General features: G+C 47.1%; 13 protein-coding genes. 1 reads left to right on the top strand and 12 read right to left on the bottom strand.

Annotated features, from left to right (window positions below):
- The 12 genes from NDA02_RS17500 to NDA02_RS17445 all read right to left on the bottom strand — a co-directional run bounded on the left by NDA02_RS17500 (position 1) and on the right by NDA02_RS17445 (position 13673).
- Positions 1–840 (bottom strand): methyltransferase, TIGR04325 family, encoded by an 840-nt coding sequence (locus tag NDA02_RS17500; RefSeq protein WP_348255513.1) that lies wholly within the window; start codon positions 838–840, stop codon positions 1–3.
- The gene (locus tag NDA02_RS17495) at positions 837–1952 is read right to left on the bottom strand and encodes a DegT/DnrJ/EryC1/StrS family aminotransferase (RefSeq protein WP_348255511.1); all 1116 of its coding nucleotides are present in this window, start codon (positions 1950–1952) and stop codon (positions 837–839) included. Before NDA02_RS17495 ends, NDA02_RS17500 begins: the two co-directional genes overlap by 4 nt.
- 2 nt (positions 1953–1954) lie before the next feature.
- Positions 1955–2392 carry a hypothetical protein gene (locus tag NDA02_RS17490; RefSeq protein ID WP_348255509.1) on the bottom strand — a complete coding sequence of 146 codons (438 nt, stop codon included), beginning with the start codon at positions 2390–2392 and terminating at the stop codon, positions 1955–1957.
- Positions 2385–3401, bottom strand: a complete 1017-nt coding sequence (locus tag NDA02_RS17485; RefSeq protein WP_348255580.1) for a glycosyltransferase family 2 protein — start codon at positions 3399–3401, stop codon at positions 2385–2387. The genes NDA02_RS17490 and NDA02_RS17485 overlap by 8 nt, the downstream gene beginning before the upstream one ends.
- A 205-nt stretch (positions 3402–3606) precedes the next feature.
- The gene (locus NDA02_RS17480; protein WP_348255507.1) at positions 3607–5337 is read right to left on the bottom strand and encodes an ABC transporter ATP-binding protein; all 1731 of its coding nucleotides are present in this window, start codon (positions 5335–5337) and stop codon (positions 3607–3609) included.
- Positions 5338–5960: 623 nt separating this feature from the next.
- Entirely contained in the window at positions 5961–6389 is a 429-nt protein-coding gene (locus NDA02_RS17475; RefSeq protein ID WP_348255505.1) for a hypothetical protein, read from the bottom strand.
- A gap of 642 nt (positions 6390–7031) precedes the next feature.
- Positions 7032–7940, bottom strand: coding sequence for a cyanoexosortase C (gene crtC / locus NDA02_RS17470; RefSeq protein ID WP_348255503.1), 909 nt, complete (start codon positions 7938–7940; stop codon positions 7032–7034).
- A 6-nt stretch (positions 7941–7946) separates the two neighbouring features.
- Positions 7947–8561 (bottom strand): HpsJ family protein, encoded by a 615-nt coding sequence (locus NDA02_RS17465; RefSeq protein WP_348255502.1) that lies wholly within the window; start codon positions 8559–8561, stop codon positions 7947–7949.
- Between the two features lie 350 nt (positions 8562–8911).
- Positions 8912–9553, bottom strand: coding sequence for a PTPA-CTERM sorting domain-containing protein (locus NDA02_RS17460; RefSeq protein ID WP_348255500.1), 642 nt, complete (start codon positions 9551–9553; stop codon positions 8912–8914).
- 564 nt (positions 9554–10117) lie between these two features.
- On the bottom strand, positions 10118–10699 hold the full coding sequence (locus tag NDA02_RS17455) for a PTPA-CTERM sorting domain-containing protein (RefSeq protein WP_348255498.1): 582 nt from the start codon (positions 10697–10699) through the stop codon (positions 10118–10120).
- Between the two features lie 499 nt (positions 10700–11198).
- The gene (locus tag NDA02_RS17450) at positions 11199–12503 is read right to left on the bottom strand and encodes a glycosyltransferase family 4 protein (protein WP_348255497.1); all 1305 of its coding nucleotides are present in this window, start codon (positions 12501–12503) and stop codon (positions 11199–11201) included.
- A 150-nt stretch (positions 12504–12653) separates the two neighbouring features.
- Entirely contained in the window at positions 12654–13673 is a 1020-nt protein-coding gene (locus NDA02_RS17445; protein WP_348255495.1) for an MraY family glycosyltransferase, read from the bottom strand.
- 904 nt (positions 13674–14577) lie between these two features.
- On the opposite strand from NDA02_RS17445, the gene NDA02_RS17440 reads away from it, so the two are divergent.
- On the top strand, positions 14578–16884 hold the full coding sequence (locus NDA02_RS17440) for a polysaccharide biosynthesis/export family protein (protein ID WP_348255493.1): 2307 nt from the start codon (positions 14578–14580) through the stop codon (positions 16882–16884).
- Positions 16885–16958: the final 74 nt, after the last annotated feature.

Raw genomic sequence — 16958 nt, 5'->3', positions numbered from 1 at the left:
CTACAGTTTTAGCTTCAAGTACATGCCATAGTAAAAGGGAATTGACTGCTCTGGATGAAAAGGAATGATGCAAGAGCTGCCTGTGTCTTGCCAGATATCAACTAGTTCATAGTCAAGTGATCGTAATCCTTCAATAAATTCAGTCTTGTTGAAAACATATTGAGGATAAAATACTCGCCCTCCATTCTGAAGTGTCACAAAACGTTTTCCCTCATAAAGCGGTAAACGGTTAATTAATAGATGCTTTAATTTTTTATGAGTAGACAGAAGTTGAGCCAAATCTTCTATGTATTGAACAGAGCCAGATGCGATCAAAATGTCATGATTGCTGATATCGCTGGGGTTGGTTGTGAAAAATAGCTTTTTTTCAAAGCGACTTTCAGCTAACTCTTTGCCAGCTTTGACAATTTCAGGTAGATCACAGACTGTCCATTCTAGAGCATCTGAATAGTTTAGATAGTTTGAATAGGCATAGTAATGGACTCCAACGTTGCCGCCAAAGTCAAAAACTCGGTTACAGTCATCACTAAGGACTGATTTGAGCCAGAACAGAGCTGGATAGTCATGAGGACGAATTGTTTGACCACTCCCTTCCCAGTTATTCTGCTCCAACATCTGCTGGTATTCCTGGGCTAAGTCTGCATTGTCATACCCGATCGTTTTCGTACTTGGAGCTGCTTGCTTTGCTTGCTCAAATGTTTCAAATACCCCCCAAAAACAGCTATAACCATCTGTTTCAAACTTTTTCTTATACTCCGCCTCCTTTCTCTTATGTTCTGCTTCCTTTATCTGCTGATATACCTGTTTGACAAGCGGAATTTGTTTAATCATCGCTCTCATAGCAATACTTCCTTAACCGCGGTCGCCACTTGCTGTATTTGCTCATTTGTTAAAGCCATTCCACTGGGAATGTAAAATCCTCGTCGAGCTAGATTCTCAGCAACCGGATAGGATTCGTTCTGAAATAAACCCATCTTTTTGAAAACGGGTTGCTCGTGCAGGCACCAGAAGAAAGGACGAGTACCAATCTGATGCTGTTTTAGCAGGTGCATCATCTTTTCAGCATCGAAGGGCACTTCTTCTTTCAAGACCAAACCATAAACCCAGTAAATGTTATCGGCATACTCTGTTCTTGCCAGCGGCAACTGTAGCCCAGAAACTGCCGTCAGCAATTCGGTATAGCATTGCCCCATCCAACGCTTACGAGCTACAAACTCATCTAACCGCTCCAGTTGCGCTACCCCCAGAGCTGCCTGCAAATTGGTCATGCGAAAATTCCAGCCCAGCTCTTCATGCACAAAGCGTTTTTGCGGTTGAAAGCACAAATTCCGAAGAGCGCGACAGCGATCGGCTAAGGCTGGATCATTGGTGACAATCATGCCGCCTTCCCCAGTTGTGATGTGTTTATTGGGGTAGAAACTAAAGGTGCTGAGATGACCAAAGCTGCCACAGGGACGATTTTTATAGGTTTGTCCGTGCATTTCAGCAGCGTCTTCGATCACAAACAGCCCATAGCGATCAGCAAGTTCCAGAACTGGGTCTATTTCTACAGGTAAGCCATAAATGTGAACCACCATGATCGCTTTTGTGCGTGGGGTAATTTTTGCCTCGATCTGGCTAACATCCATGTTCCAGGTTACTGGATCAGAGTCTACAACTACAGGGATTGCCCCAGCTCGAACGATCGCTGCTGCACAGGAAATAATTGTGAAGGTCGGGAGTATAACTTCATCTCCTTTGCCAATTTCTAATGCTGCGATTGCCGCATCCAGTGCCACAGATCCATTGCTGACCGCAATCCCCTCGCTGCGTTCCACACGAGCAGCAAACTGCGACTCAAATTGCTTTATAAATGGTCCTTCAGAAGAAATCCAGCCTGTTTCAATACACTCAAGCAAATACTTCTTCTCGTTGCCATTCAACAGGGGTTCATTAACTGAAACAAAACTCATAATTAACTCAGTTCGACAATTTTGACTTGTTCTGAAGCAATGCCAGAAAATCGAGTTTTGTCTTGCTCGCCAACATAAGGTCCTTGCTTAACTTCAAGCATCTCGATTTCTTCAAGCACCTCAAATCCGTGACCGCCCGTAACTAAGAGAATAACGTCTCCGGCTTCTAGAACCCGGCTCTCCAGGTATTGCTGCTGGTCATTGTAGAAGTCTACGCGCAGCTTTCCTCGCTTGATAAATAAAACTTCCTGAGTATATTGCACTTTACGCAGTACGGGATTATGAACGTGAGGTTCAATTACTTTTCCAATAGGATGCCGCATGTAAGCGAGCTGTTGAGATAGCTCATTTGGCGTAAAGAAGTGAATTCCAGGCTGATCGAATTTTTTTGGAACAATGAGTGCAAGTAGCTGATTGTGGTAAGTAATTTGCTCAATCATGGGTTGCGCTAAACTCAGGTAACTTGTAATCCCAGTAATCTTTTCTGAGAATCCAGTTTAAAAGCTCTGGTTTCTCGCGTACTGCACTTTGATGAAATTGATATCCATCCTGGTATGCCTTATAGAATCGCTGCTGTAACATTTCCTGCTCAGTCTGACGATTGACGATTCTATTTGCTGCTTTTTTGAGGAATCTTAGAGGTCGTTTAATTGTCTCTATAAAACCTTCCTTGGGTGCGTTAAGGATTAGCTGACTGTTATTTCGTCTAATTTCTGAATAAGAATCACAAACGCCTTGGTAAAAGTAGCGTCGATCGAAATATTCATAAGTCATTCTCTGCTTTAAAACCTGATGGAATAATAAAGCTTTAGGTTGGTAAATTGCCTTGTAGCCTTTTGCGTTAGCTTTTTGGGTTAATCCCGTCTCACCATCTCCTTGAAAATGCTGCAAATGTTTAGAAATACAATCTGGATGAAATCCGCCCAGTTCAAATAAGGCACTTTTGCGGATCGAGAAATTTAAGCCCCAAACATAATTTGCATTAATTTCCCGTACCTGATCACCAAAATCCAGCAGGCTCAGATTAACACAGACTTTGCCAAAAGGATGCTCCGTCCAGAACCATTCAAGCCATGCTGGTGGCTCTACTTCATATTTTGGTAAGTTGCGCCCCCCGACGAGTTTAACAGTCGGATCGTCAAATGATTCCTTAATTGCTCTTAACCACTCAGGATCTGCCTCGATATCATCATCAACAAAAGTTAAAATTTCACCTTTCGCTTCTAAAGCTCCACGATGGCGACCGGATAGCAGCCCTGGTTCTGGTTCATAAATGTAACGAATTTGATGAGGAGAAAATTCATTTATAGCAGCTCGTGTAATATCTTTAGTATTGTCAGTTGAACCATTGTCGACTACGAGAATTTCAAATCGATCAGGCGAGAAACATTGCAAACAGAGAGATTTAATTGTTGATTTCAATAAGTTGTCTCTGTTCAACGTAGGAATAATAATTGAAATTATATAGAAATTCCTTCTTGCTGATGGATGTAGAGGCTATGATCTTGTATAAAGGTGAATTTTCCACCTCTCCTTTCTCATAATCGATTTGTGAATGCAATTTGTGAACGTAATAGCCAGCATTGATGGTCAACATAATTTTTTATTGCCCTAGAAGCTAACAAATTGCTTCCTGGTTCCAAGTGGTAAACGGTTAAACTGTTGCTTGGTGAGTTTGTAAGTTCCAGTAATGAGCGTAACGCCCTTTCTGCTTGATCAGCGTCTTGTGATTTCCGGCTTCGATGAACTGCCCCTTTTCTAAAACCACAATTTGATCCGCTCCTACAATCGTCGATAAGCGGTGAGCAATGACAATGACGGTTCGGTCTTGCTGAAACTCAGCTAATGCTTGTTGAATTAGTCGCTCCGATTCACTGTCTAGGGCACTGGTTGCTTCATCCAAGATCAGAATTTCTGGCTGCTTTAGAATCGCCCTAGCTAAGGCTAATCGCTGCCGCTGCCCTCCCGAAAGTCGATAGCCCCGCTCTCCTACCGTCGTGTCGTATCCATCCGGCAAATCCAGAATGAACTGATGCGCTTGGGCAGCTTGCGCCGCTGCCACGACCTCCTCGAAGGTAGCATCTAACGCACCATAGCGAATATTGTCCAGAATGCTGTTGTTAAAGATAAATGTATCCTGGCTAACTACCCCAATATGCTGTCGCCAGCTTGACTGATTATAGTGATGCAACGCTTTACCGTTGACTGTAATCTGTCCTTTGGTTGGCTGATATAACCCGATAAGCAAATCGACGATCGATGACTTACCTGCTCCCGATTGTCCGACCAGAGCCGTCACCTGATTTTTAGGAACCCTGAAGCTTACATTCCGCAATGCATAGGTTTGATCGTCTCCATAGGAGAGGCTAACTCCCTCAAAACAGATATCAGTTTGCACTGACCCAAGGGGATGACCTCCAACTAAAACAAACTGCTTATCGCTGGTATCTAAGATTGTGTTTAATCTCTGAATGTTGGCACTGCTATCAGCCAGTTGGGTGAATACTCCAGCAACTACCCGCAGGCGAATCGATAACCTCTGCAAAGCCAGCAGGAAAGTCAGCAGCAGCGGCAAGATTGTCTCCGGCTTATCGCTCATGGCAAAAGCTAGCGCAGCTAGAACTGCCAGGGAAAAAATGGGCAATACATCCAGAATTGGGTCTGGCAAGAAGAAGACCCGTGCCCGCTGCTGGAGTTGAGCCTGCACATCGCGCAGTAAATGCAAAACCTCATCGGTCGATCGCTGTTGGGTGCCGAAGGTATGTAGTAATCTAAGCGCCTGAATGTTCTCAGTCATCCGCTTAGACAACTCAACTTGAGCCGAGTTCAGTTGATGAGCAACTGCCCGTAACCGGGGCAATAGTCTTTGCTGCACCAAAATAACAACCAGTGCCAGTAGAACCGCGACCAATGCCAAAACCGGAGACAGATTGATTAAAACAACCGCATAGACAATGGTAAAAGAGAGGCTGACGACTAACCCGTTGAGACACTGAATTTGCCCATCTACCGTATCGGCTGCGCTGCCTGTATACATCAGCAAGTCGCCAATTTTGTAATGGCTGGCGCAGGCAAAGCTAAAGGACATGATCCGCTCGAATACCCGACCCGTGACCTGTGGCTGCGCCCTGGCAGACAGGTAAGCCGTACTTACCTTATTGGCATAGCTGCTTAGAGCTAACAGACCTTGTAGCAAGACAGCAAATGCCAAGAGTCCCAAAAATTGCTGTCCCTGCGACAGAGGCACAACCGATAGAAATTGCTGTAGGAATTGGGGTTGATTTTGCGATCCCTCCGAAAGCAGGGAAACTGCTAGATAAATTACGCCCAGCGTACTGCCCTCTAGCACAGCTCCCAGTAAATTGGTTGATAAGCTGATTGCCAAGAAGGACCAATTACGGCGTGCTGTGGCTGTGATCAGTCGATAAGCTGGAGAATTCAAAGCAGATTTGAGCTGTTTCACAACGATTTAGTCTTGCCTCCGAAAACTGCTGTCAATCAAACTATAGCGATCGAATTAAAATTCAATTGCCATGAAAAAGGATACAGACATTAACCTGTACCCCTGTACGAAATATTTGAGAATAAGGGTCAAAAGGACCAAACAAATCTTGAATTAGGGTCAAGGATTAAAATCTGAAACTAGGCTCCCGGAGATGAAGCAGGAGAACTATCACTCATCGCCGCTTGCTCTGCCGGCGAGACCCACTCGCCATTTCCTATTCACTGCTGTTCTTACCATATTTGGATGCGGCTCCAATCAACATCCGTTCAGTTAATTCCGCCAGAGCCTGTTTTGACTCTTTTACAGCAACGTATGCCTGATCAACCTTAGAAAAAGCCGTATTATAGGCAGCAAGCTTCTAGCGAGTTTCTTCAATTATTGTAGAGAATTTCTCGATCGTTAACCCATTTCCCAAATCCAATGATTCTGCAATGCTTATAGATCCTGAAGCAAAACTGACTGACCAATCTTCATATTGGGTGAAACGAAGTTCAGGAGCGAGATTAATGAACGAATCTGAAATCTTTCACCCCATTAAAGCCCAGCATTCGAGCCTGCCTACGGGTGAACTCACCCACCGAAGGATTGCCCTTTGGGTCAATGACTCCCTGAACCTGCTGCCAGAGTTCCTGAGGTGCAACTGAAATCTCATAGGTGCGAGCGTCCATCTTTCTAACGTGATACCATTTCGTCTGCTGACACTCAGGACACCAGAAAGCCTCCAACCACTCACCTTCCAAGGGAACTGCCGTTTGGTTTGCGACCAGCATCAATGCCGTTTTTCGATTCACCCCTCGCTGCTGGAGTTGTCCGGGGCGATCGGCAAAGAGAGATTGCTTTTGACTAACGCTATCCAGGTAGCAGCCATGAATTGGGCAGTGAATTGCTCGCCGCTTGGAACGCTTCCGATTTCGGTCACACCTTTTCTGCAATTCGACCTCCTCTAAGCAACAAACACACCAGAAGGTTACGGTGGAGGGACTGAGATCAAACGACCATCAAAGCCCGGCTCCTGAATACAAGTTCTAGATTATTGAGCTGTGGGCAGTTAAGCATTGCTGCTTAATCTGAGTGAGCCAGCCTGAAACCTACTTCAATCTCGTCAAACTCGTGAAATCGAACTCATCGAGAATGTAGGCTTTCGACCCCTCCAAATAACTATTACAATATGCTTAAAAGTAATCAGGGAGTTTTTTTAACTTCTCAGAACCTTTACAAATCTGCCGTACAGAAATGTCTTAAGCCCCACTGGAAGAATGTTTTAACAATATCTTTCATTACAATTGAAGAGTGACAAAGGGTGATTTTTTATACTTTGCTTGAGTTGATTCAAGATGATTTAAGGCGTTTTTTGACGTTTCGTAATGAATGATGAAACCTGTTAGAAGTTTTTCGAGCTTGTATTGGTATTAGCTTCTCCAGCCATTTTAATGGCACTCAGCTGCTCATCAATGCCTATCAAACTAAAGTTCCCCTCATCCGGTTGTGGAAAAGGGGCAGGAGTGGGGACGATCGTTTTCCCTCCTCATTTGCTTTGAAGCAATCTTGCCAGGATTGTGAGGAGTAACTTCCGACTAAGCTGAACGGCTTGAAGTACCGTGATTGCGAATTGCCATGACGATGTAGTAGTAAATTGTGAACATCGTTCCTGCAAAGATTTGCCCGCCCCAGGGACCATGCCAGAACTCAAAAGCACCTTTGCCCCAATAAGCCTCTGACATGGCTAACAGCATGATTCGCGGAATATTGGCAATCAGAGCCAGTGCGATTCCAACGACAACCATCAATGTGACCTTGGCGATCGACTCCCGCATTGCAAGCCCAACGACCAGGCTGGCAATTCCCAGAACTGTTGCCATATCAAAACCACTGCAACCCCAATCCACCCGAACCGCTCCACCGGGAAGGGCGATCGACACTGCATCAATCTGAGTTGCGGGTTGACCGATCGCTTGTAAGCCAAGCGTGCCGGTCCACGCCATCAGGCTTTCCAGCATTTGAGGCGGCGTGAAGGTTTTCCAGAGCGTCATCCCGACAGCAGTAGGTTCTGGGAACAGCCCCAGCACGACTAGGAAGGTGGGGATCGGATAGCGTCCAAACACAGAGGCTCCCCAGGTACTTAGGGCAATGCCTGCAAATGTTTGAAGCCAGACCATTCTCTGAAGCCAGAGGGTTGTGAATCCGAATGGCAACAGCAGCAGACTGACCACAATTAAGAAATAACCCAGCCAGCGATCGCCCTCAGACGCTTCCAGGTTGGCTAGCTCCTGCCGCTGCTGCCAGAGGCGATAAAGCCCCAGACACATTGCTGCTGCCATTAAAATTGAGCCAGACCCATGCAGTAAGCCGTTTGCAAGCTTCGCTAACCAAAAGGGGACATAGCAGGCAACGATAAACAAGCCCAGCGTGATCATCCGGCTATGAGAAGTCCTCATGCCTCGATGTAGCCATATGCCCGCACTTTGTGCAGTTTTCCCTTTCATAGCAAATTACCGCTGACGCGCGGACATTCCATAGCGACCCAGCCCAATCAATCCCAACCCGATCGCAACCAGGTTAATCACACTGGTCATTCCTGTTTTAAGCACGGTGGTTTGAGCGTTTTGCTTAGCGACCGTTGCCTGTCCTGTGAGGGTTTGCGAAGCCCGCTGCAAGTCTTCTGGGGTGATGTTTTGTCCCAAAGCAGTCGGGTTCGACTGGGCATTCCGAATCTGGTTTTGCACCTGGGTTTCCTGGGCACTGATATTATTTACGGCGAGCTGGCGCAGACTGAGTGTATCTTTCACAACCAGCAAACAGGTAATCAGATAAATTCCGCCGAGGAACAGACAGAACAGTGAGAACTGCTTTAACCAGCGACGGCTATCAAAACTGCCTGCGATCGTCAGTGCAGCTCCAATTAATAGCACCAGGCTCCGATCACCAAACTGCTGCAAAAAGCCAACCCGCCATGCAGCATCTCCAAGTTGAGGTGGCAGAAACAGCACCAGCATATTCAGCACAAAGCCAAATAAACAAACAAAGCCAACAATTTGACAGATGCCCATCATCCGATCAGGACGAGTAGCACCAGACATCGGAGCAGGAGTAGAAGCAGAAGCCATAGGATATTACCGGAGATAAGAATGAACGAGGAACACAAACCGATCAAAATCAAGCGATCGGGTTCAATGATTCAGATAAATCGCTTTTCGTTCCAGCGGGTTGAAAACAGAATAGAAAAGAAAACCAAGAAGTTGTTCAGGACAAGAGGTTTACTTTCCTCAATAGTTCTTCTTGACGGGGACTTACAGCCGTCTTTCAATCGATAAGCTCAATTCGAAGATTCTGTAAGTCCCTTAAAGCATGGAAAGGAATCGAGACAAACGTTTCAGCGAATAACTAAATGACTGGAGAATACAATCTTAATTGGTTCAATGCACGTCCTGAACAAAGAGAGAAGACGATCGTACCCTTAAGCTTTTGCGTTAGCTGCTTCCTTCTCAGCCTTCTCACCCTTGCGCTTACGCAGCATTGCCGCACCAAACCCAAGCGCAGCAGGTACTAAAGCGGGGGTCGGAACAACCCTAATGTCTCCTGAAAGAGGTCTAATCACGCTCTGACCAATGGCCAATGGTCCAGCAATTTGGGTCGTGATCGCTCCAAACCCGAACACCGTTCCATCGGTACGCACAAAGTTGCCGTTAAAGACCAAAGCGAAATCAGTTGCTACTGTTGCCCCATTAATCATGTCCTCATCAACTCTAAAGAGCAGGTTGCTCAGATTAAAGGAAATGACTTCACCATCTGTCAATTCGATCCCCGTGATAAAGTTAGGAATCGGACCAAAGAGGTTGCCTGCTTCAGAAAGGTTGTTTAGAGGAGTAATAGAAACCTCATCACCGACCTCAAAGGGCGGCGTGCTAGACTCAGGAGTAATGTTAACGCCACTAAAACTAAAATCGTAGACGTCAGAAGTTTCACGAAAAATTGTGGCAGCTCCATCAAGCGATAGATTTGTACCAACAATGTTCAGTGCCTGTGCAGGAGAACTAACTGCAACTGTAACTGTAGCTGCTGCGATCGCCGAGCCGAAACTAATAAACTTGAGGGTCATGATGTTCACCTACCTTACGGTTAACAGGGAAATAATTTGTGAACGACTCAAAGACTAGGATTGAGGATAAAAGAAGTAGACAAACCACTTCTATTCAAAGCAATGAAGGCTTTTTTTGAGAACGCTCTTTACCTTCTTCCAGGTGAAGTACTCAGTGATTCGGAGCGATTTACTCACCTTGATTGCGGGATGACGCCTAAGGGTAGAAGCAATACCCGACTCCTGGAAAAACCACCCAGTGTTGATGGTTTCCTTGCCTGAATTCTAATTGCTTTTTTAGCGTTTATCCTGCATCTGTTCTCGGATTCATTGATCTTTCACAGATTAACCACCTCGATGTATCCGCTGATTATATCTAAAGATTGAAAACGAGTAACGATCGAATAACTGGCAGAACATCGCTGATAAAACTCAACCATCATCAAGCAACACTGAATAATTTCTTTAGCAATAGAAGGTATAAATCCAAAAAGCCGGGGCGAGGATTAAGAAATTATCCCCGCAATATGTACAGGTTTCGCTAGCTTAACCCTCTACCCCGATTTAATGGAGAACGATCGCAGCTTAAGCCTTTACGCCAACCGCTTCCTTCTCAGCCTTCTCTCCCTTACGCTTCCGCAGCATTGCTGCACCAAAGCCGAGGGCAGCAGGTATAAGAGCCGGAGTCGGAACTGCTGTGAACGTACCAGAGAAGGAGCGAGAACCACCCGGCTGGAATGTGATAGAACCAACGAGTGGTGTTCCATCATCAAATAATCCACTAAGATTGATGGTGTCATTATCGAACTGCACAAAGGATGTGAGATCGATACTGAAGGCACTACCAAAGAAGAATTCTCCCTCGATGAAGTCTGGCAGAACGCCGGCAAAGGGAACAGAAGGTACAGACTCAATACTGGCAAGCGAGAATACTCCGGCAAAATCTCCCGTCCCCTCCACTAAGATAGAAGGGAGAGGAATAAGAGGAACCACCGAATCAGGTGTAAAAGTGGTTACCTGGCCGTTGTTGAGACCAAAATCGGCAAATCCGATAAAGTCTAGTCTGCTGCCAATAGAGAGTGCTTGCGCGGGGGCTGCATCGAGCGCGACGCTGACTGCTGTTGCTGCACCAACACCAATTGCAAGTGCTTTGAAAGAAAAGTTCATAGTTGAATCTACCTCAAGTGTGTGCTTGTAGAAAGGAAATTCGTTCAACAAAGTACGTGGGCTACCAATCTGCTACTTCGTTAAAGGTGCAAGTTACTGAGGTCAGTTATTGCTTAACGTAAGCAGCCTGGTGATGCACAGGGGTAGATTTACGATTTTGATCAAGGACAAATCATCGGAACGATCAAAACTCACCCCGATTCCCGTGCTAGGAGAAGCTTTTCTTGCTTCTATTCAGGCTGACGAAAGGGTTTTCGTACCCAGGCTTGTCAGCACGGTAATGTAACTTTGCGGTAGCCTAAAATGCACCAAAGGTAGAAGCGATAATCCCTGAAAAGCCCGGAGGAAAATGACATCGTTTGATCATTTCCTGACCTGAATCTTAGTAATATCCCTGAGCCAATGACAATCCTCTGACGAATAGTTTACCGCAAGTTTATTTAGACAGAGGAGGATGGGTACTTGCCTGATCGAAACGGCTTTCAGGGATATGCAGGTGCTAAGCAGACGCTCGACGCAGCACCTTGAAATACTGTTTGGCGATCGTCTCTGGGGTAAAGGCTTTCTGTAAGTATGCCCGACCCGCAGTGCCCATGTCTTCTGCCTTAGGGCGATCGTGCATCAAAAATCGGATAAATTGTGCCAGTTCATGTCCATCACCATTTCTGAAGCTGGCTCCACATCCTGCCTCAGCAACAATCTGATTGAGATAGGAATGTTGGGGGCAGATCACTGCCAGTGGACGACCAGAAGACAGTGCCGAATAAAGTTTGCTGGGAGCAACCAAACTCTCCATCCCTTCTGCAACACTTACTAGGGAGACATCGCAAGCAGTTAGTGAATAGGGCAGCACATGGCGATCTTGATAGGGCAGAAATGTGAAGTTCTTTAGTCCTAGTTGCTGCACTTCTTGCATTAGCCCCTCTCGTTTCGCACCCGCACCGATGCAAACAAACCGAACTGGCTCATCACGCAGGTGAATCGCTGCATCCAAGATAGTATCAACGTCGTGGCAACGTCCCATGTTGCCAGAATATAGCACTGTAAATGGCTCAACGAGCTGATGCTCTTGGGCAAACCAGTTGTCCTCCTTAGGCAGCGGCATAATCCAATTTGGGTTTGCCCAGCTATGAATTACTGATATCTTATGTTCCGCCTCTGGGCAAATTTTGGTTATCCGATCTTTCATCGCGGGGCTTAGCACGATCACGCCTTTCGATCGCCGCCATACTTTCCGATTGATTTCCTGCCAGCAGCGCGCCAGCCAGTGATCTGCCGAAATTACACCTAATTCAACCGCAATATCAGGATAAAGATCATAGATTAAACAAACATAGGAGATGCCAAACAACAAACTAGCAAGATAGCCCAGAATTGGCAAAAAAGGCGGTGCGCTGGTTAATAAGATAACGTTGTTTTGACGTCGCGGATTTAGCAAATAGAGAAAAGCGCGAATGCTAAATAGAACGCCGTTAATCGCTTTACCGCGAATCCGATAAGGAAACAGTTGGGATGTGCGCGATCGCTTAACCTGAACCCGACCGATTGTTTCGTTCGCAGGAGCTTTTGCTGCCCGAAATGCATACCCTGGCTGACCCGTGAAGACTTCTACCTCTGCTCCTTGCCGGTCAAGCTGCTTTGCCAGTTCTTCAATCAATTGCCCAGTCGGGGCATAGTCGGGTGGAAAGAATTGATTGACTAAGGAAATCTTGACGCGGGTTTTGGCTTCAGCCAGTTCGGAGGAGGAACTCACAAAACTAGAGCCGACCTGGGGATTCTTCTTTAGCCAGTCGCTAATATTCATAAAAACGATTTGCTTTTTGCGTGGGGATCAGGGTTGAGGATGCTTGCCCTGCTGAGAACTACTCTGCAAACAACTGCTGTGTGAACAGTTGCTGTGCAAAAAGGCAGCGGTAAGAGATGGTGAGATGTACCCCGCAAAAAAGAACTGAGGCTAACTCTGTTGAGCCAGATTCCAGGCACGCCAGGAGCTACATCCCAGCAGAACCGTTGTGGCAATCACGACAAAAACACTGTTCGGAATGCCAGCTAGCGCGATCGCTAAACTTCCAGTCCATAACGCCAGGGTGTAGATGAATAGCACTGTGAACCGATGCGATAACCCAATTTTGAGTAGACGGTGATGCAGATGTCGCTTATCGGCAGCCATCGGAGATTGCCCATTTTTGAGCCGCGCCAGAATAACCGCAACCATGTCGAGAATTGGAACGGCCAGAATCAGGAACGGCAGGACGATCGCTGTAATTGTGGCACTCTTGACCAAACCGACAACGCTGATTCCTGCGATCGTAAAACCGATGAAATACGAGCCACCGTCACCCATAAAGATGTGAGCCGGATTGAAGTTGTAATACAGGAACCCGATCAAGCTTCCTGCCAAAGCAAGCATCACCAGGGCGACGGTCGGTTGCCCAGTAAACAGGCTCACGATCGCAACGGTGATTGATGCGATGCAGGAAACACCAGAGGCAAGACCATCTAACCCATCAATCCAGTTAATTGCGTTGACGACTCCTGCCAACCAGAGGATAGTGATTGGCAAGCTCAGCCATCCTAAATGGGTCAGACCGATACTCGGCAGCGTCAAAAAATCAATTCGGACACCTGCCAGCCAAACGCCGCTTGCTACAAAAACCTGCATCATCAGGCGCAATACGGGAGATAAGTTAACAAGGTCATCTGCCAAACCAATCAGGAAAAAAGCAAAACTGCCAAGCAGCACCCAAGCAACCTTGCTGGAAACGGCAGTAGAGAAAATGCTTTCACTTGCCAACAGTCCGACCACAGCCAGTGCCAGCATTGTACCAAGACAAATTGAAACTCCCCCCAAGCGAGCGATCGGACGCTGATGGACCTTTCGGGTTGAAGGTAAATCAAACTTGTGATGCTTAAGAGCAATCTGGTTGACGAGCGGGATGGAACTAACGACGAATGCGATAGCAGTTGATAGCACTATTAGGGAATGGCAGGTCAAGAGCATGGCGACCTTGGGTGCTCAGTGAACAATAAAGGAGATGCAGCAGATACTGCTTGTGGTGATGCACTGTAACACCGTATTCAAATACTTTTTCAGCAAAATGCATCAGGCTTAATTCTTAAGCCAGGGAACACTTATGAAAATAATCTGAAGAAATAAGCCTACAAAACAATTGAGTTACTTCGACCAAATTCAAACCGGATTTATGAAACCGGCTGGCAGACCCACCAAAGAAACCAGAGAGGCTTTACTGATACGCTACAGTAGCTTACTGTGAATCAATCACAAATCAGGAAAAACTGATTGAACTATCGTGAGTAATATCTCGGAGAGCAGAGTGTACGAATCGAGTTCCTGATAAAGTTTTAGCGTATCGCTGAGAAATTAAGCGTAAATATCAAACGTAGAAGCAGGACAGATGCACAATACGATCCCTATCCGGTTAACTTCCCCTGAACGTTTGATTCGCAGGTGATGCAGCTTTACAAAATCGTTCGTACAGAACCGTTCTTAAAACTCTTGTAACTCTGCCTTGCAAGTCTGCTATAGAGCTGATTGAATGACCTGAAGGGAATTGCTGAGTGGGTTACTCGCTGCTCAGTTGGTAGAAACCCAGAGGCGGAAGATGCGCTGATTTAAACCTTGTATAGCTGTGATACTACATAATTTCTCGGGGAAGGGGCAAAGTCCTCTGGAGAGAATTTATAGATGCTTTATATCCTATCTAGAGTTTGTAAAGCTGGGAAGGCGATCGACTGTGAAAATTTCGTGGTAGTTTCTGTTTTCCGAATTTCCCTGCAAAAGGCATCCTGAACTTTCCTCAGTGGACTGTAGTAAGTAGCAGTATCCGCTATGTTCTGTCGTAATTACAGGTCGATCGATGCGTGTTTCTGCTTTGATCCAGCTCTCGGCTCTTGCTGCCTGCCCCCTTGCTCTGTTGACCCTAAACGACACGGGAGACAGCCGCGTTCCTTCGCAGCCAGCGTCTACTCCAACTTCACCGGAGACAGCTTCCCAAAAAAACAATGCGGTGGCTGACCTATCAACCACGATATTGCCACCAGAAGCATATGCAGCAGAGGCACAGGGAAGCGATCGTCCTCTGTCATCGGCTAAGACATTAACTACAACTGCAAATACTCAGAAAACGCAAACTTCCGTAAACCTGCCAGACCCAAAGGTGTATCCGCTGCCACCATCCGCTCAAGTGAGCTTGTCTAATCCTCAGGCAGTCTCTCGGCAATCGGTGCGAACCAGTCCCTCCCCTAGAGTCGCGGCCATACCAGAACGTTTAAATATTGCCTGGGATCGCGTAGTAGCCCGCTCAGTTGGTCTTGATGAAAGCACGTTTGCTGCGGTCGGTCGTACTGCGACTACTGCGACCTCTTCTGCCGCTACTCCATCCACTGCCCCTGCTCAAGAGCTTTTGCCTGAGGCGGCTGCCCTCGATTCCCAATTTGCTAAATCTGATCCTGTGAGTCAAGCGACAGCTCAAGATACAGCTCAAGCTGATATTCAGCCGACGGATACCCCTTCAATTCCTAATCTCACTCAAACCGCAGATTCTATTTCTGCTCCGGCTCAATCTGATCTTCAGACTACGGATCTTCAGATTACGGACGCTACTGTCGCTACAGCTCAAGCTGTTGCCCAGCCTACGGAGTCTGCTCCGGTTCAAGCCGGCACTCAGCCAACAAATCCGGTTTCTGCTGCTCCTGTTGCGATCGAAACTGCACAGACAATAAAGTCTCAACCCTCAGAGTCTCAACCTTCAGAGTCTCAACCTTCAGAACTTGCCTCAGCCGCAGTTGCTCCGCCTGCTATCTCTGTTGTTCCTGCAACAAAACCAGTTTCTTCAACTCAATCAAGCTCAACAGAATTCACAGCTTCAACACCGCTGCCGGTTCGTACGCCTCAAACCATAACTAATCCACTGCCTGCTGACGCAGTCGACCAAACTTATCGTCTGGGTCCGGGCGATCAGATCCAGGTGGATTTGTTTAATGTGCCGGAATATAGCGGTCCACAGCGTGTCCTGGTTGATGGAACGGTAAATTTGCCTGCGGTGGGCAATGTATCAGTGGCAGGATTGACGCTGAGTGAGGCAGAGCAAACAATCGCCGCAGTATACGGTCGCGAACTGCGAAATATCCGGGTCACAGTGAGTTTAGCGCAGTCTCGTCCTCTGCGAGTTGGGGTTGCTGGGGAAGTGAGACAGCCTGGCTACTATGTAATTGCATCCACTGATGCTCAGCTGCCCAGCGTAGCGCAGGCAATTCAAACGGCGGGAGGCGCGACTCAGCTTGCTAATTTGCGGCAGGTGCAGGTGCGGCGAGCTGGGCGAAATGGCGGTCTCGAAACGATTTCAGTCAATCTATGGGCGTTGCTAGAACAGGGCGACCTGAGCCAAAACGTGACGCTGCGCGATGGCGATACGATCGTAATCGCGCCAACTGACGGCATGAACGCCGCAGAAACAGAGCAACTTGCCGCATCTAACCTGGCATCCAATGAAGCCCAGTCAATCAATATTGCCCTGATTGGGGAAATCGGTCGTCCAGGTGCATATAAATTAGAGAGTGCAGCAGGAAACCGTGCCACATTAACGCAGGCAATCCAGGCAGCAGGCGGTGTCACGCCGGAAGCAGACTTACGCAAGATCGAGGTACAGCGATCGGCACGCAACGGCACTGTGCAAACCACGACGCTCGACCTCTGGCAACTCGTAACGGCGGGCGATCTGAGTCAGGATTTGATCTTGCAGCCCGGTGATCGAATTACGGTTGCCAAAGCAGAAGCGATGACTCCAGAGGAAATGACACGGCTGACGAGTTCCAACGTTTCGCCTACCAGCATTCGCGTCAATATTGTCGGGGAAGCATCGAGTGCTGGATCAGTGGAGGTTCCGGCAAACACGACTCTGAACCAGGCACTTCTGGCTGCCGGAGGGTTTAACAGACGGTCACGCCGCACCGTTCAGCTTATCCGCATTAACCCAAACGGGACGATAACCCAGCGCGACATCCAGGTGGATTGGGATCGCCCCGTTGATCCTGAAACGAATCCGATTCTCTTTAATAACGATGTGATTCGCGTCCGCCGCAACGGGCTTGCAAGCTTCTCTGATACTGCTACAAGTATCCTGGAGCCAGTCTTCCGTATTCTGCCTGTATTTGGTCTTTTCTAGGTTGAACAGCTCGTTTAACGACCGCTGTTTTATGTCTTCCAAGGGTTGCAGTAAACCAGCCTTCATCCTCACCC

This window comes from Leptolyngbya sp. ST-U4 (assembly GCF_039962215.1).
Lineage (GTDB): Bacteria > Cyanobacteriota > Cyanobacteriia > Elainellales > Elainellaceae > Leptolyngbya_A.
This window is presented reverse-complemented; position numbering and strand designations above follow the sequence as displayed.